The organism is Afifella pfennigii DSM 17143, assembly GCF_000688515.1.
Lineage (GTDB): Bacteria > Pseudomonadota > Alphaproteobacteria > Rhizobiales > Afifellaceae > Afifella > Afifella pfennigii.
Genome location: NZ_JHZK01000019.1, coordinates 14,211 through 38,215, shown reverse-complemented (window position 1 = coordinate 38,215; position 24,005 = coordinate 14,211). Strand labels below are relative to the sequence as shown.

23 protein-coding genes and 1 pseudogene are annotated in these 24,005 nt (G+C 66.4%); 9 read left to right on the top strand and 15 right to left on the bottom strand.

Annotated elements, in window-relative coordinates:
- The first annotated feature begins 84 nt into the window (after window positions 1-84).
- A complete protein-coding gene (locus tag Q331_RS21575; RefSeq protein WP_169738507.1) occupies window positions 85-990 on the top strand; it encodes a LysR substrate-binding domain-containing protein in 906 nt (301 codons plus the stop codon).
- Window positions 991-1,055: 65 nt separating this feature from the next.
- Here Q331_RS21575 and Q331_RS0113320 read toward each other — a convergent pair whose 3' ends face one another.
- The 3 genes from Q331_RS0113320 to Q331_RS21570 all read right to left on the bottom strand — a co-directional run bounded on the left by Q331_RS0113320 (window position 1,056) and on the right by Q331_RS21570 (window position 3,029).
- Window positions 1,056-1,667, bottom strand: coding sequence for a LysE family translocator (locus Q331_RS0113320; protein WP_026381096.1), 612 nt, complete (start codon window positions 1,665-1,667; stop codon window positions 1,056-1,058).
- A 3-nt stretch (window positions 1,668-1,670) separates the two neighbouring features.
- Window positions 1,671-2,120: an Lrp/AsnC family transcriptional regulator gene (locus Q331_RS0113315; RefSeq protein ID WP_026381095.1), complete on the bottom strand. Its 450-nt coding sequence runs from the start codon at window positions 2,118-2,120 to the stop codon at window positions 1,671-1,673.
- A gap of 285 nt (window positions 2,121-2,405) precedes the next feature.
- Entirely contained in the window at window positions 2,406-3,029 is a 624-nt protein-coding gene (locus Q331_RS21570; RefSeq protein ID WP_169738506.1) for a DUF2269 family protein, read from the bottom strand.
- A gap of 294 nt (window positions 3,030-3,323) precedes the next feature.
- On the opposite strand from Q331_RS21570, the pseudogene Q331_RS24180 reads away from it, so the two are divergent.
- A pseudogene (locus Q331_RS24180) lies at window positions 3,324-3,485 on the top strand (class I SAM-dependent methyltransferase); the annotation flags it as partial.
- 13 nt (window positions 3,486-3,498) lie between these two features.
- Here Q331_RS24180 and Q331_RS0113305 read toward each other — a convergent pair.
- Window positions 3,499-3,921: a GFA family protein gene (locus tag Q331_RS0113305; protein ID WP_026381094.1), complete on the bottom strand. Its 423-nt coding sequence runs from the start codon at window positions 3,919-3,921 to the stop codon at window positions 3,499-3,501.
- Window positions 3,922-4,277: 356 nt separating this feature from the next.
- On the opposite strand from Q331_RS0113305, the gene Q331_RS21560 reads away from it, so the two are divergent.
- Window positions 4,278-5,918, top strand: a complete 1,641-nt coding sequence (locus tag Q331_RS21560) for a tetrathionate reductase family octaheme c-type cytochrome (RefSeq protein WP_051631142.1) — start codon at window positions 4,278-4,280, stop codon at window positions 5,916-5,918.
- The gene (locus tag Q331_RS0113295) at window positions 5,911-6,576 is read left to right on the top strand and encodes a cytochrome b/b6 domain-containing protein (RefSeq protein ID WP_026381093.1); all 666 of its coding nucleotides are present in this window, start codon (window positions 5,911-5,913) and stop codon (window positions 6,574-6,576) included. Before Q331_RS21560 ends, Q331_RS0113295 begins: the two co-directional genes overlap by 8 nt.
- A 28-nt stretch (window positions 6,577-6,604) precedes the next feature.
- Here Q331_RS0113295 and Q331_RS0113290 read toward each other — a convergent pair whose 3' ends face one another.
- Window positions 6,605-7,636, bottom strand: a complete 1,032-nt coding sequence (locus Q331_RS0113290; RefSeq protein ID WP_026381092.1) for an NAD(P)H-binding protein — start codon at window positions 7,634-7,636, stop codon at window positions 6,605-6,607.
- A gap of 135 nt (window positions 7,637-7,771) precedes the next feature.
- The gene (locus tag Q331_RS0113285) at window positions 7,772-8,200 is read right to left on the bottom strand and encodes a MarR family winged helix-turn-helix transcriptional regulator (RefSeq protein WP_026381091.1); all 429 of its coding nucleotides are present in this window, start codon (window positions 8,198-8,200) and stop codon (window positions 7,772-7,774) included.
- Between the two features lie 128 nt (window positions 8,201-8,328).
- On the opposite strand from Q331_RS0113285, the gene Q331_RS23090 reads away from it, so the two are divergent.
- The 5 genes from Q331_RS23090 to Q331_RS0113260 all read left to right on the top strand — a co-directional run bounded on the left by Q331_RS23090 (window position 8,329) and on the right by Q331_RS0113260 (window position 13,074).
- The gene (locus Q331_RS23090) at window positions 8,329-8,922 is read left to right on the top strand and encodes a hypothetical protein (protein WP_051631141.1); all 594 of its coding nucleotides are present in this window, start codon (window positions 8,329-8,331) and stop codon (window positions 8,920-8,922) included.
- 60 nt (window positions 8,923-8,982) lie between these two features.
- Window positions 8,983-10,551 carry a phospholipase D family protein gene (locus tag Q331_RS0113275; RefSeq protein ID WP_210164959.1) on the top strand — a complete coding sequence of 523 codons (1,569 nt, stop codon included), beginning with the start codon at window positions 8,983-8,985 and terminating at the stop codon, window positions 10,549-10,551.
- A gap of 78 nt (window positions 10,552-10,629) precedes the next feature.
- Entirely contained in the window at window positions 10,630-10,785 is a 156-nt protein-coding gene (locus tag Q331_RS23460) for a BBE domain-containing protein (RefSeq protein WP_084175048.1), read from the top strand.
- 178 nt (window positions 10,786-10,963) lie between these two features.
- Window positions 10,964-12,406 (top strand): aldehyde dehydrogenase family protein, encoded by a 1,443-nt coding sequence (locus tag Q331_RS0113265; RefSeq protein WP_026381088.1) that lies wholly within the window; start codon window positions 10,964-10,966, stop codon window positions 12,404-12,406.
- Window positions 12,407-12,573: 167 nt separating this feature from the next.
- Window positions 12,574-13,074: an Hsp20/alpha crystallin family protein gene (locus tag Q331_RS0113260; RefSeq protein WP_026381087.1), complete on the top strand. Its 501-nt coding sequence runs from the start codon at window positions 12,574-12,576 to the stop codon at window positions 13,072-13,074.
- A gap of 130 nt (window positions 13,075-13,204) precedes the next feature.
- On the opposite strand, the gene Q331_RS0113255 is transcribed toward Q331_RS0113260, so the two are convergent.
- The 9 genes from Q331_RS0113255 to Q331_RS0113210 all read right to left on the bottom strand — a co-directional run bounded on the left by Q331_RS0113255 (window position 13,205) and on the right by Q331_RS0113210 (window position 24,001).
- Window positions 13,205-14,056, bottom strand: coding sequence for an ABC transporter permease (locus tag Q331_RS0113255; protein ID WP_026381086.1), 852 nt, complete (start codon window positions 14,054-14,056; stop codon window positions 13,205-13,207).
- A 16-nt stretch (window positions 14,057-14,072) separates the two neighbouring features.
- Window positions 14,073-15,356, bottom strand: a complete 1,284-nt coding sequence (locus tag Q331_RS0113250; protein WP_051631140.1) for an ABC transporter permease — start codon at window positions 15,354-15,356, stop codon at window positions 14,073-14,075.
- Between the two features lie 76 nt (window positions 15,357-15,432).
- Entirely contained in the window at window positions 15,433-16,527 is a 1,095-nt protein-coding gene (locus Q331_RS0113245; protein ID WP_026381084.1) for an extracellular solute-binding protein, read from the bottom strand.
- A gap of 100 nt (window positions 16,528-16,627) precedes the next feature.
- Window positions 16,628-17,746, bottom strand: a complete 1,119-nt coding sequence (locus Q331_RS0113240; protein WP_051631139.1) for an ABC transporter ATP-binding protein — start codon at window positions 17,744-17,746, stop codon at window positions 16,628-16,630.
- A gap of 269 nt (window positions 17,747-18,015) precedes the next feature.
- Window positions 18,016-19,212, bottom strand: a complete 1,197-nt coding sequence (locus Q331_RS0113230; protein ID WP_026381081.1) for a M24 family metallopeptidase — start codon at window positions 19,210-19,212, stop codon at window positions 18,016-18,018.
- A 29-nt stretch (window positions 19,213-19,241) separates the two neighbouring features.
- Window positions 19,242-20,429, bottom strand: coding sequence for a M24 family metallopeptidase (locus Q331_RS0113225; protein WP_084175047.1), 1,188 nt, complete (start codon window positions 20,427-20,429; stop codon window positions 19,242-19,244).
- 14 nt (window positions 20,430-20,443) lie between these two features.
- Window positions 20,444-21,829, bottom strand: a complete 1,386-nt coding sequence (locus Q331_RS0113220) for an aminotransferase (RefSeq protein ID WP_026381079.1) — start codon at window positions 21,827-21,829, stop codon at window positions 20,444-20,446.
- A 13-nt stretch (window positions 21,830-21,842) separates the two neighbouring features.
- The gene (locus Q331_RS0113215) at window positions 21,843-23,381 is read right to left on the bottom strand and encodes an NAD-dependent succinate-semialdehyde dehydrogenase (RefSeq protein WP_084175046.1); all 1,539 of its coding nucleotides are present in this window, start codon (window positions 23,379-23,381) and stop codon (window positions 21,843-21,845) included.
- A gap of 131 nt (window positions 23,382-23,512) precedes the next feature.
- Window positions 23,513-24,001 carry an Lrp/AsnC family transcriptional regulator gene (locus Q331_RS0113210; RefSeq protein WP_026381077.1) on the bottom strand — a complete coding sequence of 163 codons (489 nt, stop codon included), beginning with the start codon at window positions 23,999-24,001 and terminating at the stop codon, window positions 23,513-23,515.
- Window positions 24,002-24,005 lie beyond the last annotated feature (4 nt).

The window sequence follows — 24,005 nt, the reverse complement described above, 5'->3', positions numbered from 1 at the left end:
ATGTCGCCAAGATGATGAAAACTTGAAAAAACCTCATCCGTCCATTAGGCCACGCTTATGGGTCTTGCGAGCGATCTTCCCCCGTTGCAGTGGCTCGTGGCGTTCCAGCGCGTGGCGGAGCATCTCAGCTTCACGCGCGCCGCGGCGGAGCTGAACGTGACGCAGCCGGCGATGAGCCACAAAATCCGCCAGCTGGAAGCGCATCTGGGGGTCAAGCTCTTCCTGCGCGCCGGCCGAGGCATCGCCCTGACGCGCGAGGGAGAGATCTTCCTCAGCGCCGTTGAGGACGGGCTGGTGCGCATGGCGGGCGCGGCGACGATGCTCAGCCAGCCGATGCCGCATGTGACGATCCGCACCGACGCGGAATTCGCCAGCTTCTGGCTGTTGCCGGTCATCGCGCAGTTCAACGCCCGCCATCCGCGCATCGTCACCTCGATCGTCTCCGACCAGGGCGAAACGGTTCCCGATCCATCGAGCCCGGATCTCGACATCACCTTCGGCGACGGCAACTGGCCGGGCGCCAAGAGCCGCCGGCTCTTCTACGAGGAAGTCTTTCCCGTTTGCAGCCCGTCCTATCTGGAAAGCAGCGGGCGGATCGAGGGCCTAGAGGATCTGGCGCGCCAGACGCTCCTCGGCTGGCACGCCTCGCGCTGGGACTTCATGGATTGGGGCGAGTGGTTCGAGCGCCGGGGGGCGCGATACACCGATTCCGTCTCGCGCATGATCTTCGACAATTACCACGTCGCCATGCAGGCCGCGGTAAACGGCCAGGGCATCGCTCTGGCATGGCGATACTGCCTTGGGGATCTCCTGAAGAAGGGGCTTCTCGTCCGCCCGGTGCCCGACACGGTGATCACGCAGCGAGGCCAGTTCCTTGTCGAGCCGCTGAATGCGGAGGTCCCGCAGGTCATCCAGCGGCTGGTGCAATGGATCATCGACAGCTCGCGCGAGACCTTGAACGAACAGGAAAGGATGCTCGGCAGGCACTGAACCGCCCGCAAGGCTGCTTCCGGAAAGCCGGCATCCGGCCACATATGGCGTAAGGCGCGCGCCGATCACAGAGCCGATATCAGGGCGAGGCCGCCGAAGGCGATAAGCACCAGACCTGCCCCCTGCGAGACGCGACGCGCGAACCAGGACGGCAGCTTGCGCTTGGCGAGCGCCACGCCGCCGCTGAGCACGAACCACCAGGCGAGCGATCCCAGAAAGACGCCCATGACGACGACGCCTGCGGCGGCGAAGCCGGCATCGGCGGCAAGGCCGAGCCCGGCAAAGAGCGCGGCGAAGGTGAGGATGGTCATCGGGTTGGTGATGGTCAGCGCGAAGGTCGTGGCCACGGTGCCCATGAGATCGCTCGGCGTGGCGCTCGCCGCCCGGACGATGGAAGCGGAAGTGAGGTTGCGCCAGCCGAGCCAGAGCATGAACAGCCCGCCCACGACGCGCAGCGGCGTGTCGACCAGGCCGAGGAAAGCCGCGAAAGCGGCGAAGCCGAAGGCGGCGAGGGCCGCAAAAAGCGCGTCCGCGATCGCCGTGCCGAGCCCGCCGGAGACGCCGAACCAGAAACCCCGGTCGAGCGTGCGCGAGATGCAGAGGGCGCCAATCGGCCCGAGCGGGGCGGCGACGGCCACGCCAAGGAGAAGGCTCCGTGTGAAGAGAAGCGGTTCCATTCCTCAGGTGTCCTTGACGCGAAACGGCGGCGCCACGACCGTGGAGAGCGCGATCACCGTCTCGCTGCGCGCCAGGAAGCCGCTCTCCTTCAAGGTCGCGAGAAACCGCTCCAGGGCGGCGAGGTCCGCCACCTGCACCTTGAGAAGATAGGACCAGGCGCCGGTGACATGGTGGCACTCGCTGACGTGACGGTCCTCGCGCGCGAAGGCGCGAAACGCGGCTTCGTCGGCGCCCTCTCTCAGCGCGATCCAGACGAAGGCGGCGACGGGAAGCGCCAGCTTTGCCGGATCGATGTCGATGGTGAAGCGCTTGATGACACCATCGGCGAGGAGCTTCTTGATGCGCTCGTTCACCGAGGAAGGCGAGAGCGATACCGCCGCGCCGATATCGGCCAGCGAGCGCCGCGCATCGCCGGAGAGGAGGTCGATTATTTTTCGGTCAATGTCATCCATGACCATATTCATTATGCTTTTCATGGCATATTACAATAAAATTTTTGGCTATAAGCGATTTTTCCCGAACGTAATGCGGCGTCGGGCGCCCGCGGCGCTGCCGCTCCGGCGCCGTCCGGGCGTTCTCCATCGCTGCAAAGGGAGGCCGCGGGGGCCGGCAAGATGCGCGCCCTGCCCTCGCCGCCGCGCACGAAAACGAGGCTGCGGACATCTCAGGAACGTTTCTTTCCTTAAAGGCGCGTGCCGGCCGCAAGCCGACTGACAAGGCGCGTCCAGAGGCAGCCGCTACTGCGCCGCTTGCTTCAGGCGCTGGCCCTCGCCGATCGTCTCCATTTCCGCCGCCAGCGGGGTCGCCTCGCTCGCCGGCACGGCGCGTTCGCCGCCGGTGGCGACGATCCTCACGCGCGCCGGCTCGGAGGTCGATTGGGCCTGGTAGCGCGGCCGGCGCGAAAGCTTCGGGCGCCACACGCCCAGGACGACATTGGCGACGGAGAGCGCCATGATGACCCACAGGGTCGCCCATTCATGGCCGATCGCCGCCTGCAGCACGTCGGCCACCGGCTCGCCCTCGGCAAGCCTGCGCGAGACGGAGGCGGCATAGGCGGCCTTGCCGCCGACGATGGTCAGCACGCCCTTGAACATCAAGATGCCGAGGGCAAGCTTGACCAGCGCCCATCCCTTGTCCTGGTAGGGCCGGTGCACGGCCATCGACAAAAGCCCGGAGACCAGCGCCAGCGCCAGGGACGGCACCAGAACGTAGTCGCTGATCGCCGCGATCGACTGGCGCAGATCGGCGTAGGCGACCGGCGTATCCTGCGGGGCGAAGACGAGCAGGATCATGTAACTGGCAAGGCCGCCGATGAGGCCGCAAGAGGCGAGCGAATGCAGAATCTTGAGAGATTTGCGCATGCGCTGCTCTGAATTCGATTTCCAGCCTCGATCAACCATCGCCAAACCGCTGCGTTTTTCGTCGTCGACAGGTTTTATTGTAACCCGTCCAAGGTCGCTTGGTCCATCCGCTCCGGCTGCGTCCTGACCGTCCCCGCCTTGCTGTCGCGATCGCGGTCGAAGCGGCGCCGTTGCGCCCCTTCAGCCTCCTTCTTTGGGCGTCGTTAGCAATGGCGTATGTCGACGGGAAGGCATGCCGAAAGGCGCCGACAGAGGTCAGCGCGGCGGCCACGGACATTGCGACCGAGGCGATCCATGGCGCAGAATATCTACGACGATCCCGGCCTCTTTGCCGGCCACAGCCAGCTTCCGCGATCTCGCCGTAGCCTGGAGGGGGCGCCGGAATGGCCGACGATCCGCAGCCTGGTGCCGGAGCTTGCCGGCACATCGGTGGCCGATCTCGGTTGCGGCTTCGGCCCGTTGCCGGCCTTCAGGAACCGGTATCGACGCCGAATGCCGCCATCACCTCCGGGCCGGTCATGCGTTTGCGCTCGCCGGCGAAATCGTAATAGGCCGGCTTGTCGTCGATGAAGATCTCCAGCGCCAGCGCCATGCCCTCTGGGTCGCCGATGATCGCGGCGGGCACGGCGTGGAAGCTGCCGTCGGCGCTGCGCCACAAGACCGACGAGCCGCAGGTCTTGCAGAACACCCTTTCGCCCCATTGCGACGAGCGATAGACGCCGAGCGCCGCCTCGTCCTCAAAGCGCGGCGGGCCGTCCGCTTGCACGTTGAGCGAGGGCCCGCCGCCCCAACGGCGGCACATGCTGCAATGGCAGGCATCGATCTCGGCCTTGGAAACCTCGACCGAGAACCGGACCGCGCCGCACAGGCAACCTCCGTGATACGTCGTCATTCGCGCCTCCTATCGGTGTCGCGCCAGAACCGGCAGCGTCTTTCCCGGGCGCAGTCTTGCCGCAAGAGGTGCGAAGCGACAATCCCGCGCAAGCGAGAGGCAGGGGCGCCGGTTCGATGCGCCACGAGGGCGTCGCGTCGAAAGGGTCGGCATCGCCTCCGAGGCATTGGCCTTACATGCAAGAATCGTGCGATGCCCGATGGCGAAAGCGACCGGTCTGCCCGGGGCCGGCCGGCCCTTTGGGGTGCGTCATCGGGACCGGCCATCACATTCTTAATCTGTTATATGTTCTGCGTTCGATCTGTCCCCAAGAGGCTTTGAGGCTGCGGGACAGGCCCCGCGGGAGGAAAAGAAATATGTCCCGATCAGCGGCGATCGGGCTTGCACTGGCAGGCTGGCTGATGGCCTCGCATCCGCTCGCGGCACAGGATGTGCCCAAGGAACCTGTCAGCGCCAGCACCACCGACCATGCCAAGCTGAAGGAGCTGCAGCGCGACTTCGCCTCCGGCCCGGAGCTGACGGAAGCTTGCCTCGCCTGCCATACGGAGGCGGACGAGCAGGTGATGGGCTCCATCCATTACAGCTGGGATTACCTTCATCCGCAGACCGGGCAGCGGCTCGGCAAGCGCAGCGTCATCAACGCCTTCTGCGGCAGCGTCGCCGGCAACGAGCCGCGCTGCACATCCTGCCATGCCGGCTATGGCTGGACAGAGATGTCGAAGGCGCCGCCGACGCGCGCCGCCGCCGTCGACTGTCTCGTCTGCCACGACCGCTCCGGCCAATATTCCAAGACGGCGACCGGCGCCGGCCATCCGCCGCTGGCGCCGGTGCCCGCCGGCACCAAGACCATCACCGGCGCCAAGGCAAAGCCCGTCGACCTCGCCAAGGCGGCGCAGAGCGTCGGCCTGCCGAGGCGGGAGAATTGCGGCGCCTGCCATTTCTACGGCGGCGGCGGCGATAACGTGAAGCATGGCGACCTTTCCTCCGCCCTCGTCGAGCCGGGGCTGGACGTCGACGTGCATATGTCCCCCGACGGGCAGAACTTCGCCTGCTCCGATTGCCACCTCTCCAAAAGCCATCGCTGGCCGGGCTCGCGCTATTCCGTCATGGCGAGCGATACGGAAGGCACCGGCCTGCCGGGCGAGCGGCGGGACGTCGCGACCTGCCAGAGCTGCCATGGCGAGGCTCCGCATCCGCTGACGCTCACCGGCATCAAGCTCAACGACCATACCGACAAGCTCGCCTGCCAGACCTGCCATATCCCCGCTTTCGCGCGCGGCGGCGTCGCCACCAAGACGTTTTGGGACTGGTCGACGGCCGGGCGGCTGGACGCCGACGGCAAGCCCATCGTCCAATCCGAGTTCACCCAGTCCGACGGCCAGCATCTGCACACCTATCTGTCGACGAAAGGCAGCTTCGACTGGGGCGAGGAGGTGACGCCCTTCTACGCCTGGTTCGACGGCCAGGTGGAATATGCCAACAGTGAGCACGAGATCGATCCGGCCGGGGTGGTGGAGGTGAACCGCATCACCGGCGACCCGCAGGACGGGGTGAGCCGCATCTGGCCGTTCAAGCGCATGCGCGGGCGCCAGGTCTATGACAGCGGCCTCAACCGCCTCGTGGCGACGCATGTCTGGGGACCGACGAGCGATACCGCCTATTGGACGAATTTCGACTGGAGCCGCGCCATTCAGGCCGGAATGGCGGCTGCCGGCAAGGAGTTCTCCGGCGCTTTCGGCTTCGTCGACACCTATATGTACTGGCCGATCACCCATATGGTGGCGCCGGCGGAAGATGCGCTCGATTGCCAGGAATGCCACGCGCCGAATGCGCGCATGGCGGGCCTTACCGGCATCTTCTTGCCCGGCACCGATCCCAACAACCTGACGGGCATGATCGGCAAGCTCATCGTGCTCGCCGCGCTCGCCGGCGTCCTGGCGCATGGGATGGTCCGGCTTATCGCCGGCAGACGGCGCAAGGGAGGGGCCCATGGCTAAGCGCTGCGTGCAGGTCTATCCGCGCTTTGAGCGCTTCTGGCACTGGGCACAGGCCCTGTTGATCACCGTCCTGCTCTTTTCCGGGCTCGGGATGAACGGCGTGCACACCCTTCTCAGCTTCGATGCCGCCGTCAGGCTGCATACCGTGGCGGCGCTGGCGCTCTTCGCCCTTTGGGTGTTCGCCACCTTCTGGCTGTTCACCACCGGCACCTGGAAGCAATTCGTGCCCAAGCTGGAGGGCATGGTGCAGGTGGCGCGCTTCTACGCCTGGGGCATCTTCCGCGGCGAGCCGCATCCCTACCGGAAGATCTATTGGCGCAAGCACAACCCCTTGCAGGCGGCCACCTATTTCGGCCTGAAATGGCTCATCTTCCCGGCGGTCTGGCTCACCGGCTTCGCCTATCTCAGCTACAATCTGTGGGCCGGCGAGGTCGCGGACGGAACCTTGTGGATCACCGTCATCGCCAATATCCACCTTCTGGCGGCCTATCTGGTCGCCGCCTTCGTCATCGTCCACGTCTATCTCTTGACCGTCGGCCACGGCTTCCTGAGCCATGTGCGCCCGATGGTGACGGGCTATGACACGATCGACCTGACGCAGGAGCAGGAGGCGTATCTTCGAACCAACGAGCCCTATCGGATCCGCGAAATCTGCTGAGGTTTCAGGCGCGCGCGGCCGTTCGGCCTCAAAACACCGCGTGGTCGCCGCGCTCCACGGCGGCCTCGCCCGCCACCAGCCGGGCGTAGAAGTCGAAAAGGCTCTCTGAGCCGTAGGAGGGCGTCGCCTCGGCGTCGTAGCGGCCGGTCTCGGGGTTCAGAACCAGCATGGATTCGGTCGCGTAGTAGCGGCCGATGCGGGCAAGCTCCGCCTTCTCGCGCAGCGGCGGGGCAAGGCGCCCGAGCGCACCGAGCGTGAAGACGATCGCGTCCAGAAGCGCCACCGGCACGCGGCGGAAGCGCGGCTTGCGGCCAAGCAGCGCGAAGAGATGCTCGCCCTGCTCCAGCGGCGTCACTGCCCTGCCCGGCCCGCCGATCGGCAGGATGCGGTTGTGGCGGCTTTCGTCATCCAGGCATTCGGCGAGATAGCGGCCGAGATCAGCGTCGCTGATCGGCTTGCAGGCCGTCAGCCGACCGTCGCCGAAGAGAAGATAGGGCTTGCCCGCCCTGATGCGGTCGATCTGTCCCGACAGCGATTTGAAGAAGGCGGTGGGCCGGACGATGGAATAGGTGAGCCCCGATTCCATCAGTGCCTTCTCGAAGGCGAGCTTGGCCTTCTGGAAGGCAAGCAGCGGCTTCTGCACGCAGATCGCCGACAACAGCACCATCTGGCAGACACCGGCCTGCCGCGCGGCGGCGAGCGCGTCGACATGCGCCTGGTAGTCGATCGCCCAGGCATCCTTGGGCGCCCCGGTGCGCGAGGCAAGGCAGGAGAGGAGGACATCGAAGCGCTCGCCGGCGATGCCGTCGCGGACAAGCGAGGCCGGGTCGGTGACCTCGCCGAAGCGGAGCGTGGCGCCGGGCAGAAGCCTGGCGCTCGCCTCCGGGCTCAGGGACCCCCCTGCCCCGGCGCGCGGGCGCAGGAAGCACACCACCTCGTGGCCGCGCTCCACAAGCGCGCGCACCGCGGCGCGGCCGATCGTGCCGGTGGCGCCGAGGACGAGGACGCGCCGTGGACGTGGCGCCGGTTCGGCGGCGGGCTGTGTCGTGGTTTCGCTCATGGCCGGCTTGCGCAAGGAACGGTGCGGGGAAACGTCTCCAAATGGGCGGCGTCAGCTCGACGCCGGCGCCGCTGCCATGTCTAGAACGGCGCCGGGCGGCGCGCCACCCGCCCCGCCTGCGACCGCGGGCCCCGCTCAGCGCCTCAACTCGCCGACCAGCTTGTTCATCAGACGGATGAGCTCCTGGCGCTCCGACGCGCTGAGGCCCGCCAGGGCCTCGTCGTTGACCGCGGCGGCTTGTTCCACGGCCGCGTTCTGCAACGCCTTGCCGCGCTCCGTCAGCCAGACGCGCTGCACGCGCGCATCCTGCGCATCCTGAAGCCGGCGGATAAGACCGTCGCGCTCCATACGCGCCAGGGTGTTGGCCATCGTCGCCTGCTCGATGTCGAGCCGGCGCACCAGCTCGCCCTGGCTGAGGCCGTCCTGCGTCCACAGCTCCAGCATCGCCGGAAAGGTGCCGGGCGTCAGTCCGAGCGGCTTGATGCGTGCCTGGATGCGGCGGGCGAAGAGCCGGGCGAGATGGTTCGTCAGGTAGCCGGCGGAGCGCGTCTTGTCGAAACTCATGATGTCATCCTTGGCATTGAATAGCGTGCTATGCAATGATATATAGCAAGCTATGCGTATTGCCCGTTTCCACCGGAAGCACAGCTGGGGACAGCAGATACATAGCACGCTATGAAAAGGACCCGCAGATGAACGCCGTTTTCGCCGACGCCAAGTCCGCAGCCGACACCCGGGCCGAAGCCGTCGAGCGCCAGGTCGCTCTTGTCGCCGGCCAGAACCTGGAGCCCGCCAGCGCCAGCGCCGGCTTTGCGCTTCTCGGCCTCTTGCGGGCCGCAGCCCACCCCTCTTCACCCCATCCCAAGCGAAAGGTTTCCTCGATGCGATTTTCCCTTCCCGGCGCCGGCAGCGCGCTTCTGGCCGCCCTCTTTCTCGCCGGCTGCGGCGCGCCGCATCTGCGCACCGTCAACGATGCCAAGTCGGAGCTTGTCGGCCGCGACCAGGCGGCGCTGCGAAGCTGCATCGGCGAACCCCTTGCAACGCACGAGACGCCGGGCGAGCCAGGCTCGGTCTGGATCTATTCCTCGGCGCAGCAATCCTCGCTCGACGGCCGGCGCGTGGCGCAGCCGCCCGCCGGCCACGCCGCGCACGAGAAGGCCTGCGTCTTCCGCTTCACCATCGCCGACGGCAAGATCGCTTCGGTGAGAAGCGAGAACCGCGCCGGCTGGGGCTTCGGCTCCATCACCAAATGCTCCGAACTGATCAGGGCCTGCACGTCGTCATGAGAATCCTGGGCAAGGATCGACAATCTGACGATTTTTGCCAGTATGGACGATTGCGAGGCAATGGCTCGCCGAGGCCCGATGGTGCGCGTCCTGACAGCCCTGATGATCATTGTTGCCGCCGGCGTCGTCGCGATCGTCGGCTTGCGGCTCGCCTTTCCCTTGCCGACGCTGGAGGGGCGCAGCGAGACGATATGGCAGCCGCCCTCCGAGGCCACGCGTATCGGCGCGGCCCTCCTGCCGGCGGTTGCCGCCCATCCGCGGCTCAGCGGCGTCATCCCGCTGGCCGACGGACGCGATGCCTTCGGCGCACGCCTGCTCATGGCGCGCGCGGCGGAGGCGACGATCGACGCGCAATATTACATCTGGCAGGACGACACGACCGGCTGGATGCTGCTCGACGAATTGCGCGCCGCCGCCGCGCGCGGCGTCAGGGTGAGGCTTCTTCTCGACGACAACGGCATTGCCGGCCTGGACGAGGCGCTCGCCGCCCTCAACGCCATGCCGAATGCCGAGGTGCGGCTGTTCAATCCCTTCACCCTTCGCCGCCCCAAGCTCCTCTCCTACGCCTTCGACTTCCCGCGCCTCAACCGGCGCATGCACAACAAATCGATGACCGTCGACGGCATCGTCTCCGTCATCGGCGGCCGCAATATCGGCGATATCTATTTCGCCTATGGCGAGGGCGTGCATTATTTCGACCTCGACGCGCTGGCGGTCGGCCGGGCGGCGGGCGAGGTCTCGGCGAATTTCGACCGCTACTGGAACAGCCGCTCCGCCTATCCGGCCGAGCGTATCCTGCCGCGCGCGCCGGACGGGCTGCCGCGCCTGGAGGACGCGGCGGCGGCTGCCAGGCGCTCGGTCGTCGGCTCGCCCTATGTGGAGGCGGCAAGCGCCTCGCCTCTCCTGCGCGAGCTGGTCACGGGACAGGCGCCGCTGCAATGGGTGACGGTGCGCCTGTTCAGCGACGAGCCGGAAAAGGCGCTCGGCAGGGGCACGCCGCAAGAGCTCCTGATCAGCCGGCTGTTCCAGAGCATCGAGCCGCCGGCCTCCTCCCTCGACCTCGTCTCCGCCTATTTCATCCCCGGCGAGCGCGGCACGGAGCTTCTCACCGGCTTTGCCGAGCGGGGCGTGGCGACCCGTATCCTGACCAATTCCCTGGAGGCGACCGACGTGCCGCCCGTCCACGGCGCCTATATGCGCTACCGCCCGAAGCTGGTCGATGCCGGCGTCAAGCTTCTGGAGCTGCGCGCCGGCGCCGGACAGCAGCACGATTTCAACCTGTCGCAGCTTCTGGCCGGCTCGGCCTCCAGCCTGCATGCCAAGAGCTTCGCCGTCGACGGCGAGCGCATCTTCATCGGCTCGTTCAATTTCGATCCGCGCTCGGCCACGCTCAACACCGAGATGGGTTTCCTCATCGACAGCCCGCAGATGGCGAGGACCCTCGGGGCGGCGCTGGACGTCAACCGGTCCGTCTATCGTCTGCGCCGCGGCGCGGATGGCGATCTTGAATGGCTTCAGAGGGGGCCCGATGGCGAGGACACCCTCTATCGCAACGATCCCAATACCGGCCCCTTGAAGCGTGCTTTCGTCGGCTTCATCGGCTGGCTGCCGATGGAATGGATGCTGTAGGATCGGTTGGCCAAGGAGGGGCGGCAGCCCATCTGCGACCGTCCCTGAGCAGTGCCTTGCGAGGCACGATGAGCCTTCATGGTCGGGTTGAGGCGGCTCGCACGCGCCGCCTCTGGCGAGACGACCTATGCGCGGCTTGCGCGGCTGAAGGCCGTCTGGGATCCGCAGAACGTCTCCCGCCTCAACCAGAACGTTGCACCAGGCATGCAGCAGCCGGCCGCTCTGGCCGAATGACCGGCATGCACGGCGATGCTATAGCGTTTGCCGAGGCGGCGCCTTCCGCGATGCGGCCTCGTCAAGCCCCGGCACGGCGCCGGGCGGCCGGAGCCGTTCTCGTTCAGTAGATTAATTTTCGTGCTTAAACTCCTGTCATCACGGCAATTCTGGCTTTTTCTATAGCATAGGGAATGGAATGCTCAGGAAGACCGATTTCTATATCGACGGCGCGTGGGTCGCGCCTCTGGCCGGCCAGGAGCTGGAGGTCATCAACCCGGCGAACGAATTGCCGGTGGCGACCATCTCGCTCGGCGGCAAGGAGGATCTCGACCGCGCCGTTGCCGCCGCAAGGACCGCCTTTGAGAGCTGGAGCCGCACCGAGCTGTCGGAGCGCGTGGCGCTGGTGGGGCGGCTATTGGAGGCGTATCGCGCCCGCGCCGGCGAGATGGCCAAGGCCATCAGCACGGAGATGGGCGCCCCCATCAGCTTCGCCGCGAGCCATCAGACCGGCGCCGGCATCTGGCACATGGAAGGCTTCCTCGATGCGGTGAAGGAGATCGCATTCGAGCGCCCGCTCCGCCCCGACGTGCCTTCCGAGCGGATCGTGCGCGAGCCCATCGGCGTGTGCGGCCTCATCACGCCGTGGAACTGGCCGATGAACCAGGTGACGCTGAAGGTCGTGCCGGCGCTGCTCGCCGGCTGCACCGTCGTGCTGAAGCCATCGGAAATCGCCCCGCTTTCCGCCCTCCTCTTCGCCGAATTGGTGGATGAGGCCGGCGCGCCGAAGGGCGTCTTCAACCTCGTCAACGGCGACGGGCCGGGCGTCGGCGCGGCGATGTCCGCCCATCCCGGCATCGACCTGATGTCCTTCACCGGCTCCACCCGCGCCGGCATCGCCGTCACCAAGGCCGCCGCCGATACGGTCAAGCGGGTGGCGCTGGAGCTCGGCGGCAAGTCGCCCAACATCGTCTTCGCCGATGCCGACCTTGAGGGCGCGGTGAAGCGCGGCGTGCGCCATTGCATGGAAAACACCGGACAGTCCTGCAACGCCCCCACCCGCATGCTGGTGGAGCTTGAAGCCTATGAGAGCGCGGTGGAGATCGCCGGCAAGGTCGCGGCCGCGACGGAGGTCGGCGATCCGGCCGAGGAAGGCCGGCATATCGGCCCGCTCGTCTCCGAGGCGCAGTTCGACAAGGTGCAGCGCCTCATCGAGAGCGGCATCACCGGCGGGGCGCGGCTCGTTGCCGGCGGCGCGGGCCGCCCGCAGGGCTTCAATCGCGGCTACTACGCGCGACCGACCGTCTTTGCCGACGTCACGCCGCAGATGGAGATCTGGCGCGAGGAGATTTTCGGGCCGGTGCTTGCCATCACCCCGTTCAAGGACGAGGCGGAGGCGATCCGGCTTGCCAACGACACGCCCTACGGCCTTGCCGCTTATATCAATACCGGCGACCGGGAGCGGGCGCGGCGCGTTTCCGGCGAGCTGAAAGCCGGCATGGTGCGCGTCAACAGCGCCGGACTTGCCAAGGGCAGCCCCTTCGGCGGCTACAAACAGTCCGGCATCGGCCGCGAGGGCGGCGTCCTCGGCATTGAGGAATTCCTGGAAACCAAGGCCATCGCCTTCGGCGATATGGCTTAGGTCGACGCGGGAGACGGCGGGCGCCCGAAGTCCGTGCCGAAACGGCACGTTTCGGGCGCCCTCACCGCTTGAAGAACACAGCGTCCATCGCCACATATGCGGCGAAACCTATGTGGCCGAGGACCGGTCACGGCGTCGGCCACTTCAACACGAAACGAGGTGACGCCATGGATATCCAATCGCTTGTTCCCTTCGCTCGCTCGACCTCGCTCGGCCGCGGCGGCGAGGCCGACCCCTTCACCGCCATGCGGCGCGAGATGGACCGCATGTTCGAGGACTTCACCCGCGACTGGAGCCTGCCGGCGGCCTTCGCGCCGACGAGCGGCATGCTGACGCCCAAGGTCAATGTGGTGGAGACGGAAAAGGGCATGGAGATCACCGCCGACCTTCCGGGCATCGACGAGAAGGATATCGACCTTGATCTCACCGAAGGCGTCCTGACGCTGAAGGCCGAGCGCAAGGTGGAGAAAGAGGAAAAGGACGAGAAGCGCCAGTACCATCTCGTCGAACGCTCCTACGGCACTTTCTTGCGCCGCTTCGCCCTGCCCTTCGAGCCGGATGCCGACAAGGTGACGGCGAGCTTCGACAAGGGCGTCTTGAAGGTCACCGTGCCGCGCTCTCCGGAGGCGGAGGTGAAGGGCAAGAAGATCGCCGTCAACGGCGCCTGAGCCGTCAGACAACTGAGCCGTCAGGGTAAGTGAGCCGGCGGCCGGCCATCCCGGCCCGAAGGCCGGGTGCGCGCGAAAGGCGGAGGTGCGTGGAGCGCCTCCGCCTTTTCTTGTCCGACGGTTTTCTTGCCTATCCCGGCGTCAGGCCGCGATGGCGCTCTGAATGCCGGCGCAGCATCTCCATGGAGGTCAGAAGCAGGATGGAGATGCCGACGAGGATGGTCGCCAGCGCCAGGATCGTCGGACTTATCTCCTCTCTCAGGCCGGAGAACATGCGCACCGTCATCGGCGTCTGCTCGGGCCCGGCGAGGAAAAGCACCACCACCACCTCGTCCAGCGAGGTGATGAAGGCAAACAGCGCCCCGGCGATCACCCCCGGCAGAAGCAGCGGCAGGATCACCTTGAAGAAGGTCGTCAGCTGATTGGCGCCAAGGCTTTGGGCGGCGCGGATGAGCTGCTGGTCGAAGCCCGACAGCGCCGCGGTGACGGTGATCACCACGAAGGGCGTGCCGAGCACCACATGCGCCATGATGATGGAGAAGAAGGTGTTGGCGAGGTTGATGCGCGCATAGAAGGAGAAGAGCGCCGCGGCGGTGATGATGAGGGGCACGATCATCGGCGAGATGAGAACGGCGGTGATGACGGTCCTGTAGGGCATCTGCCGCCGGCTGAGGCCGAGGGCGGCGAGCGTGCCGAGCGCCGTGGAGATGATCGCCGAGGAGGTGGCGATGAAGAAGGAGTTGCGGATCGCCCGCAGCCATTCCTCGCTCGACAGGAGCGCGTCGTACCAGCGCAGCGAATAGCCTTCCGGATTGAGCGCGAGCATCTCGCGCGTGAAGGTGAAATAGGGTTCGGCGTTGAAGGAGAGCGGCACGATGACGATGATCGGCACGATCAGGAAGAGGAAGATGAGGCCGCAGAGAAGCCGGTAGGTGTAATACCACAGCTTTTCGCCGGTGCCGGCATAGCTTGGAAGCGCCATGTTCTCGCCCTCCCCGTCAGCCGAATTTCAGCCGATCGACGCCGATCAGCTTGTTGAAGGCCCAGTAGAGCACCAGCACCGCCACGAGCAGTATCGTGGCGAGCGCGGAGGCGAGCTTCAACTGGGCACTGGTGCCCTGCATGTTCTGGGCAATCAGGTTGGAGATGAAGATGCCGCTCTCGCCGCCGACGAGGGCGGGTGTGATGTAGTAGCCGATGGCCAGGATGAAGACGAGAAGGACGCCGGCCGCCAGCCCCGGCAGGGTGAGCGGCATATAGACCTTGGTGAAGGCGGTGAACTGCGTTGCCCCCAGCGAGCGCGCCGCGCGCATATAGGAGGGCGGGATGGTCTTCATCACCGAATAGAGCGGCAGGATCATGAAGGGCAGAAGAATATGCGTCATGGCGACGATGGTGCCGATCTGGTTGTAGATCATGCGTACCCTGCCGTCGTCGTCGACGATATTGGACCAGACCAAAAGGTCGTTGATGACGCCCTCCTGCTGCAGCAGGACGATCCAGGCCGAGGTGCGCACCAAAAGCGAGGTCCAGAACGGCAAGAGCACCAGGATCATCAGAAGGTTGGAGGTCCTCAGCGGCAGCGTCGCCAGGAGATGGGCGATCGGATAGCCGAGCGCGATACACAGGCCGGTGATGGCCAGGCTCATCCAGGCGGTGCGCCAGAACAGCAGCCGATAGACCTGGTAGACTTCAGGCCGCTCCACGATCTCACCCTCGGCGTTGTATTCAAAATCGAGCGCCAGAAGGTAATAGGCAGGCGTCAGGATGCGCGTCTCGCGCTTGATCAGCCGCCAGAACTCCAAATCGGCCCAGTCCTCGTCGGCCTGAAGGAAGGCTTCCCTGTAGGGCGCCTGCATCTCGTCGAGGTCGCGCGCGGTACCCATGACGAGGCTGCGCGCGCCCGGAATTTCGCGGTTGATGCGGGCGGCGGCGCGGCCGATGGTCCGGTCCTCGAGGCCCAGCTGCATGTCGCGCGCCATGGCGGCGAAGACCTCCTCGCCCGGCACCTCGTCGGCGGTCCAGTTGGCGATGGCCGCCGATGTCTCCGGCAGATAGTTGGCGACCTCCGGATTGTAGATGGAGCGGAAGGTCATCTGCGCGATCGGCCAGCCGAAGGTGATCAGCAGGAAGAAAAGCAAGGGCGCCACGAGGTAGAAGGCCCGTCGGCGCTGGCGCCGCTGCGAGCGCCGCAGGGAGACCTTGAGCGGCGTGCCGTCCGCGGTGGTCAGGGTCTCCTGTCTCGCCTCGGGCACGAAGCCCGGTGCCGTCACATCCGCCATGGTGCCCGTCCTGCCGTTCGCATGCGCGGAAAAGGGCCGGACGCGAAGGCGCCCGACCCGTTCTCAGCTTGCCCGATTACTGCGCCAGCCAGGCGTTGAAGCGCTCTTCAAGCTGGTCGCCATAATCGGCCCAGAACTCGGTGTTGAAGGACACCGCCGTCTCCAGGTTCTCCGGGCTGGTCGGCATATGCGGCTTCATGTCGACGCCGGTCTCCTCGTGCGTTGAAACCAGCGGCGCGGAGGATTTGCGCGCCGGACCGTAGGAGATGTACTTGGCCTGATCGGCAAGGCGCTGCGTGTCGGTGGCGAAGTAGAGATAGTCCTTGATCAGCTCAAGGTCCGCCTCGTTCTGATCGACCGGCACGACCCAGCCATCGACCTCGAACATCTGATGATCCCAGATGATCTCGAAGGGCTGGTCCTCGTTGACCTGGGCGTTGAAGATGCGCCCGTTATAGGCGGTGGCGATCACCGCCTCCTCGTCGGCCAGCATCTGCGGCGGCTGCGCGCCTTCCGACCACCAGATGACGCTGTCCTTGATCTCGTCGAGCTTGGCGAAGGCCCGATCCTGACCTTCTCTGGTTTCCAGGACGTCGTAGACCTCCTCCGGCGCCACGCCGTCGGCGATCAACGCCCATTCCAGATTCTTCTGCGGGATCTTCTGCAGGGCCCGCGTGCCGGGGAACTTCTCCAGATCCCAGACGTCTTCGAGCGTTTTCGGACCCTCGCCGTCGAAGGCCTCGGTGTTGTAGGCGAACATGGTGGCGTAGAGGATCTGCGGGATGAAACAGGGGCCGAGCGTACCTTCGATGAAATCCTCGGTCGGCGCCGCGCCATCGGGCGATTCGGCGAGCCATTCGTCATGGGGAATCTCCATGACCAGGCCCTCGTCACAAGCGCGCTGCGCGTCCGCCTGCAGCATGTCGACGACGTCCCAGGTGACGTTGCCGGCCTCCACCTGCGAGCGGATGCCGGCAAGAGCGTTGGCCGACTTGTCCTCGTTGAAGATCTGCGTGCCGGTCTTCTCGCTATAGGGCTCGTGATAGGCCTTTACCTGCGAATTGGTATAGGCGCCGCCCCAGGAGACGATGGTGAGGGTGTCGCCTTCGGCGGCGAGCGCCGCCGCCGGAATGAGGGCCGTTGCGGCCAAAAGGAAAGGGATGCGCTTCATTCGGAACTTCCTCCGTTTGGTCTTGGTCCCGTTTGGGAGCTTGATGTCGGCATGAAGGGACTGCCTGCCGAAGGCAGTGGCGCCACGTTCTGGCGCCGTGTCAGGCATCGAGAGCCCGACAATCCTCGATGGTCCAGCCAAGGTCGGCGGTCTCGCCCTCCTTCAGGCTCGGATGGCCGGACGCGTTCGGTATCTTGACGATGAAATCGTCATGGCCGGCGACCGCCAGGCGGGTGCGGATGTGGTCGCCGAGATAAATGACTTCTTCCACCTTGCCGCGCAGGACGTTGGGCAGCGAGCCCTCGGCCGGATTGATCTGCACGCGCTCGGGACGGAGCGACAGGGTGGTGCGATCGGCGGCGCCATCGACATTGACCGGCAGGGCGCGGATCTCCTCGCCCGAATCCAGCTTCACGCGCACCTCGCCGTCGCCCACGCGCTGCAAGACCTCGCCGTAAAGGCGATTGTTCTCGCCGATGAACTGGGCAACGAAGGCGTTTTCCGGCGCCTCGTAGAGAACGTCCGGGGTGGAAAGCTGCTGAATGATGCCGTCGTTGAACACCGCCACGCGGTCCGACATGGTCAGCGCCTCGCTCTGGTCGTGCGTGACGTAGACGACGGTGACGCCGAGGTTTTGATGGATGTGCTTGATCTCGAACTGCATCTGCTCGCGCAATTGCTTGTCGAGGGCACCGAGCGGCTCGTCCATGAGCACAAGGTCGGGCTCAAAGACGAGAGCGCGGGCAACGGCGACACGCTGCTGCTGACCGCCGGAAAGCTGGGAGGGACGCCGGTCGCCGAATTGCGGCAGCTCGACCATGGCGAGAACGCGCGCCACGCGCTCTTCGATCTCCGCCTTGCCCATGCCGCGCACCTTCAGCGGAAAAGCGAGATTCTCCGACACCGTCATATGCGGAAACAACGCGTAGTTCTGGAACACCATGCCGATGCCGCGCTTGTGCGGCGGCACGTTGTCGATGCGCTGCTCATGCAGCCAGATGGCGCCGTGCGTCGTCGATTCGAAGCCGGCGAGCATCATCAGGCAGGTCGTCTTGCCGGAGCCGGACGGCCCCAGCATGGTCAGGAACTCGCCCCGCCGGATGGCGAGGTTCAGGTTCTTGATGACGAGGGTCTCCCCGTCATAGCTTTTCTGGACATCCTCAAAGCGCACATAAGCGCTATCCCCGGCGCCGTTTCCGGCAACGCCGTTCTCCCGCATGAACGCCTTTCTGCTTCGCCGGCGCGGCTCTCGGGCAAGCCGGCCGGACCTGCTCTTGTTCGACCCTCTTGTTTTCCTTGGGCAGCGTCAAAGACGCCACCGGGACTACGCCGTCCGAAGTCTTTGGGCGCCGCAGTCGAATTCGCTCGTTGCTCTGGCAATGTTCCAAGAAATCGCCGTGAGCGCAACCCGGGCGGGCAATCGGTACGTGCTCGCGCCCTAACACGCCATCTCCAATTCGCTTCAAGGTGTCCACGCAAGCATCTGTCTTACCTAATAAATAGCTCTCTGGAGAAATGGCAGAAGGTTTCCGCGCCCTCCGACGAAATGCGGATAGGCTCCGAAATCTCCATGCCCCAATCGTCCATCCACAGGCCCGGCATGAAGTGCAGGGTCATGTTGGGCTCCAGGACGGTCTCGTCGCCCTTGCGGATCGACAGCGTGCGCTCGCCCCAATCCGGCGGATAGTTGAGGCCGATGGAATAGCCGCAGCGCGATTCCTTGACGATGCCATGGCGCTCGATGGTGTCGTTCCAGGCCGCCCAGACGTCATGGGCGGTGGCGCCGGGCCGGGCCGCGGCGAGCGCCGCCTCGATGCCCTCGGCCATGATGGCAGCGGCGGCGAGCATCTTCGTCGGGGGGGTGCCGAGAAAGACGGTGCGGCTCATCGGCACGTGATAACGGTGGCGCACGCCGGCGATCTCGATCGTCGTGCCGGTGCCGGCGCGGAAGGGCTCGTCGCGCCAGGTGATATGCGGACAGGAGGTGCCGACGCCGTTCGGCATCAAGGGCACGATGGCCGGATAGTCGCCGCCGTAGCCGCCCTCTCCCGGAATGCCGCGCGTGCCGGTCGCCTGGATGACGGCGGCAACGTCGCATTGGCGCACGCCGTCGGCCATGACCTCGAGCGCCGCCTCCACGATGCGCTCGGTGATCGCCGCGGCCTGGAACATCAGCGCGATCTCGGCCTCCGATTTCACGCAGCGCAGCCAGTTGACGAGGATACCGGCATCGACGATCTCCGCCTGCGGCAGCTCCGCCTTCAGAACCGCGTCGGAACGTGCGGTGTAGTAATAGCAATCGGCCTCCACGCCGATGCGCGCCCTCTCAAGCCCGCGCTCGCGGATGATTGCGGCCATGGCCTGCATCGGGTGCTTCACCAGCGATTGCACATGGTCGTCGGCATAGCCGAGGATATCGTCGTCCTTCAGGATGGTGGTCAGGCGGGCGCCGTTGACGTCCTGGTTGCGGCCGATCCACATCGGCGCCGGCAGATCGAGCGCCACGAGAACCGCCTGGTGCACGTAGAAAGACCAGCCGTCGTAGCCGGTCAGATAGCACATATTGGCCGGATCGCAGACGAGAAGCGCCTCAAAACCCTCCCGCCGCATGGCGTCCTTGGCCCTTGCCAGCCTTGCGGCGAACTCTTCCTCGCTGAACGGCGTGTTGTTCTTGCCAAACTCCATCCTGGTCTTCCCGTCTGAAGCCCCCTCGCCTATCGCGCCAAAGGCGCCGAAGGGGCGCGCGTCAAAAGCTCGGCCTGCCGCTCACCGACGAGCACGGTGTCGGAGCGGAAGAAATCGCCTCGGCCCGTTCCCATCAGCCACGACAGAACGTGAAAGCTCATCCCCGCCTCCACGATGAGCTCGCTGTCGTGGCGGAGGCCGGTCACGCTGTTGCCGCCGGTCCAGCTCGGCGGAAAGCCGATGCCGACGACGTAGCCGCAATGGTGGCGGCGATAATGGGCAAGGCCCGCCGCATCGACGACGCCCTGCCAGGCGGCGTAGACCTCGCGGAAGAGCGCGCCCGGCACGAGAGCGCGAAGCACCGCGGCGAAGGCGGCCTCCACGAGGGCCGCCATGTCGTGATCGGCCTGCGAGATGTTGCCAACATGCACGAGACGGCCGAGCGGGGCGTGGTAGCGGGCAAAGCAGCCGGAAAGCTCCAAGAAGACCGCATCGCCGGCGGCAAGGCGCGTATCGCTCCAGGTCGTATGCTCCTCGTCGAGACGGGCGGTGGAGCGGATGAAGGGGCCGAAGCCCGGATAGGTGCCGCCGGCGGCGACCATGGCGGCAAGGCAAGCAGCGGCGACGTCGCGCTCGCTGGCGCCCTTGCCGATGGCGTCGATGGCGGCTCCCGCGGCGGCGTCGGATATTTCGGCAGCGCGGCGCATATAGGCCTGCTCGGCCGGGCTCTTCACTTGCCTGAGCCGGTCGACCAGGCCGGTGACGTCGCCCCACTGGGCGGTGACGCGCTGCTTCAGCGTCTCGGCGAGGGCGTGCGTCAGGCCCGCCGAGCCCGCCTCGATGCCGATATGGCGCGGCCGGCTGGCCTCCTGGCGCAGGATCTCGGCGGCGCGTGCGGCAGCGCTCTCGTAATCCTCGTGGCCTTCGAAGCGGGCGTTGAGCACGTGGCGGGCGATGGTCGCCCGCTCCATGCCGCGGGTGACGAGCACCATCTCGCCTTCGGCCGGCACGATGAGCAGATGCGGGGCGAAATAGCCCCAATGGTCGAGGCCGGTGAGGTAGAAAACGTTCTCCGGCGAGGCGAGGATGGCGATATCGAGGCCTCGCCTCGCCATCTCATCGCGAAGCCGGGCGAGCCGCCGGTCCAGCTCGCCGGCTTGGAAAACAGGCCGCGCCAGGACGGGCGCCGCGCGGCCGGTCGGGCTGGCGACGTCCATCTCTTTGGCTCCCGCTAGAGCGAAACAGCGACGCGGTCGACCGCGCGCTTGGTGGCGGCGACGACCTCGTCGACTTCTTGCGGCGTGATGACGAGCGGGGGCGCAAAGCCGAGAATCTCGCCATGCGGCATGGCTCTGGCGATGACGCCCTCTTCCAGGAGCGCGGCGGCGACCCTGGCACCGGTTTTCAGCGCGGGATCGAGGCGTGCCTTGGTCGCCCGATCGGCGGTGAATTCCAGCGCCGCGAGGAGGCCCGCGCCGCGCACCTCGCCTACGAGCTCGTGGTCGGCGAAGGTGTCTTGCAGGCGCTTGAGGAAATAGGCGCCGGTCTCGCGGGCGTTCTCCGTCAGCCGCTCCCGGTCGATGATATCGAGATTGGCGTTGGCGGCCGCCGCGCAGGTCGGATGCGCCGAATAGGTCCAGCCATGGCCGATCGGCCCCATCTCGTCGGTACCCTTCTCCAGCGCCTGCCAGACCTTCTCGCCAACGAGGACGCCCGAAAGCGGCAGATAGGCGGAGGTGACGCCCTTGGCGATGGTGATGAGGTCCGGCTCAAGGCCGTATTTGTGGGCGCCGAAATAGGCGCCCGTGCGGCCGAAGGCGGTCACCACCTCGTCGGCGATAAGAAGGATGTCGTACTTGTTCAGGACCGCCTGAATCTCCTGCCAGTAGCCCTCCGGCGGCGGGATGATGCCGCCGGTGCCCATCACCGGCTCGCCGATGAAGGCGGCGACGGTCCCCGGCCCCTCGGCGAGGATGAGCGATTCCAGCTCGGCGGCAAGGCGGCGGGAATACTCCGCCTCGCTCTCGCCCTCTTGACCATGGCGCCAGTAGTGCGGGCAGGCCGTATGCAGGATCGGCGACCGCGGCAGATCGAAGGCGTCATGGAAGAGCGGCAGGCCGGTGAGGCTGCCGGTCATGACGCCGGAACCGTGATAGCCGCGCTGGCGCGAGATGATCTTCTTCTTATCCGGCCGGCCGAGAACGTTGTTCATGTACCAGACGAGCTTGATGTTGGTCTCGTTGGCATCGGAGCCGGAAAGGCCCCAGTAGATGCGCTGCATGCCAAGGCCGACGCGCGAAACGATGCGCTCCGACAGGCGGATCACCTGCTCGTTCGAATGGCCGGCATAGGCGTGATAGTAGGCAAGCTCCTTGGCCTGGGCGTAGATCGCATCGGCGATCTCCTGGCGGCCGTAGCCGACATTGACGCAATAGAGCCCGGCAAAGGCGTCGAGGCTCTTCCTGCCGTCGCGATCGACGATGGAAACGCCCTTGCCGCCGGTGACGATGCGGCTCGGCGCCTCGCCGCGCGCGAACTGGGCGAGGTGGGTCGAAGGGTGGAAGACATGCGCCCGGTCGAGCGTCTCAAGGTCGTTGACGGCGATGTGCCTGTTCATGGGACGGTTCCTCTCAAGCGGCCTTGAAGGCGGCGCAGACGTATTTGAGCTCGGTGAATTCCTCGATGCCGTGGGGACCGCCCTCACGGCCAAGCCCCGATCGTTTGATGCCGCCGAAGGGGATCGGCGCGCCGGTCATCGTCACGCAATTGACCGCCACCATGCCATAGGCGAGCGCCCTGCTCATGCGGGCGATGCGGTCGTGATCGCGGCTGTAGAGATAGGCGGCGAGCCCGTATTCGCTGGCATTGGCGCGGGCAAGAACCTCGCTCTCGCAGGCGAAGCTGGTGACCGCCGCCACCGGCCCGAAGGTCTCTTCGGCAAAAATCGCCATCTGCTCATCGCAGTCGGCCAGAAGCGTCGGCGTGAAGAAGAGCGGGCCGCGGCGATGGCGCTCGCCGCCGGCAAGCAGTCTTGCTCCGCGCGCCAGCGCGTCCTTCACGTGCTCAGCGCATTTGTCGACGGCGTGCGCATGCATGAGCGGGCCGATCTCCACCCCTTCCTCGAAGCCGGAGCCGACTTTCAGCGCCTTCACACGCGCTGCGAAGCGGGCAAGGAAGGGTTCACAGATATCTTCGTGGACGAAGATGCGGTTGGCGGCGAGGCAATCCTGGCCGGAGGTCTGGAACTTCGCCGCCAGCGCCGCTTCCACCGCCTCGTCGAGATCGACATCGCCAAAGAGGATGAAGGGGGCGTGGCCGCCGAGTTCCATCGACATGCGCTTGATTGTGGGCGCAGCGGCGGCGATGAGCCTCGCGCCGATTTCCGTCGACCCGGTAAAGCTTAAGGCGCGGACCTTGGGGTTCTCTGCGAGCTCGCGCGCGATCGGCTCGGCCCTTCCCGTCACCACCGAGAAGGTGCCGGCGGGAAGGCCGGCGCGGCTTGCCAGCTCGGCAAGGGCGAGTGCGGAGAAGGGCGTCTCGGAGGCGGGACGAACGACGACCGGGCAGCCGGCGGCAAGCGCCGCGGCGGCCTTGCGGGTGATCATGGCGCAGGGAAAGTTCCATGGCGTGATGGCGGCGACGACGCCGACAGGCTCGCGCCGCACCTGCATGACCCGGTTCGGCAGATGGCTCGCCGGCATCTCGCCGACAAGGCGCCGCGCCTCTTCCGCGTACCATTCCACGAAGCTCGCCGCGTAATCGATCTCGCCGAGCGCCTCCGCATAGGGCTTGCCCTGCTCCAGCACCATCAGCGTGGCAAGGTCGGCCCGGTTCTCGGCGATGAGGTCATGCCAGGCGCGCAGGAAGCGGGCGCGCTCCTGCGGCAGGAGGGAGGCCCAGCCGGCGAAGGCCTCTTCGGCCGCGTTAATCGCCTCGCGCGTCTCCCTCGCGCCCAGATCCGGCACATGGCCGAGGATCTCGCCGGTGGCGGGATCCTCGACAGCGAGCGCGGCGCCGGTGGGGGCGGCGCGCCAGCGACCGGCGATGAAGGCGAACTGGCGCAAGAGCCGTGGGTCGGCGAGCCTGGCGGGCCCGCCACTGCGAGGCTCCTCGCGCTCCACGGGGCTGACGCCCGGCGCCCTCAAGGCGCCGTGGTCGAGGCTGGTCATCGGCGTTCCTCCATGCCTGGCTTTCCAGGAGGATAGGCCGGGCGGCGGCGAGGATCGGCCGGAAGCGGCGGGCGGGCGCGGCGCTTTCGTCGGAAATGGCAGCGCCTTGCCGAGATTTCTTCGGCCGCCCATCACCCGCCTCCCGTCAGACGGGCGAGCGGCAGGCCGGCGCTCTCCTTGACGCTCTTGGTCACGATGTAGCTGTAGTAGCGCTCGATGCCGAGATCGCGTTCCAGAAGGCCGTCGATGAGCCGCTGATAGGCGTCGATATCGGGCGTCACCACCTTCAGGAGATAGTCGACGCCGCCGCCGGTCGCCTGGCATTCGACGATTTCCGGCACCTTCAGCACCGCCGCCTCGAAGCGCTCGAAATCGATCTGGCGATGGCCGCGCAGCGCCACCTCCACCATGACAAGAGCCGCCGGGCCGAGCTTCCTGGCGTCGATGCGCGCATGGTAGCCGGCGATGACGCCCGCTTCCTCCAGCCGTTTCAGCCGTTCCCAGCAGGCCGAGGGGCTGAGATTGACGGCCTCGGCCAGTCTCGCCTTGGTGATGCGCGCATCGCGCTGCAGCGTCTCAAGGATGCGCAGGTCGATGCGGTCGAGCTTCGTCCCGGTCATCGGC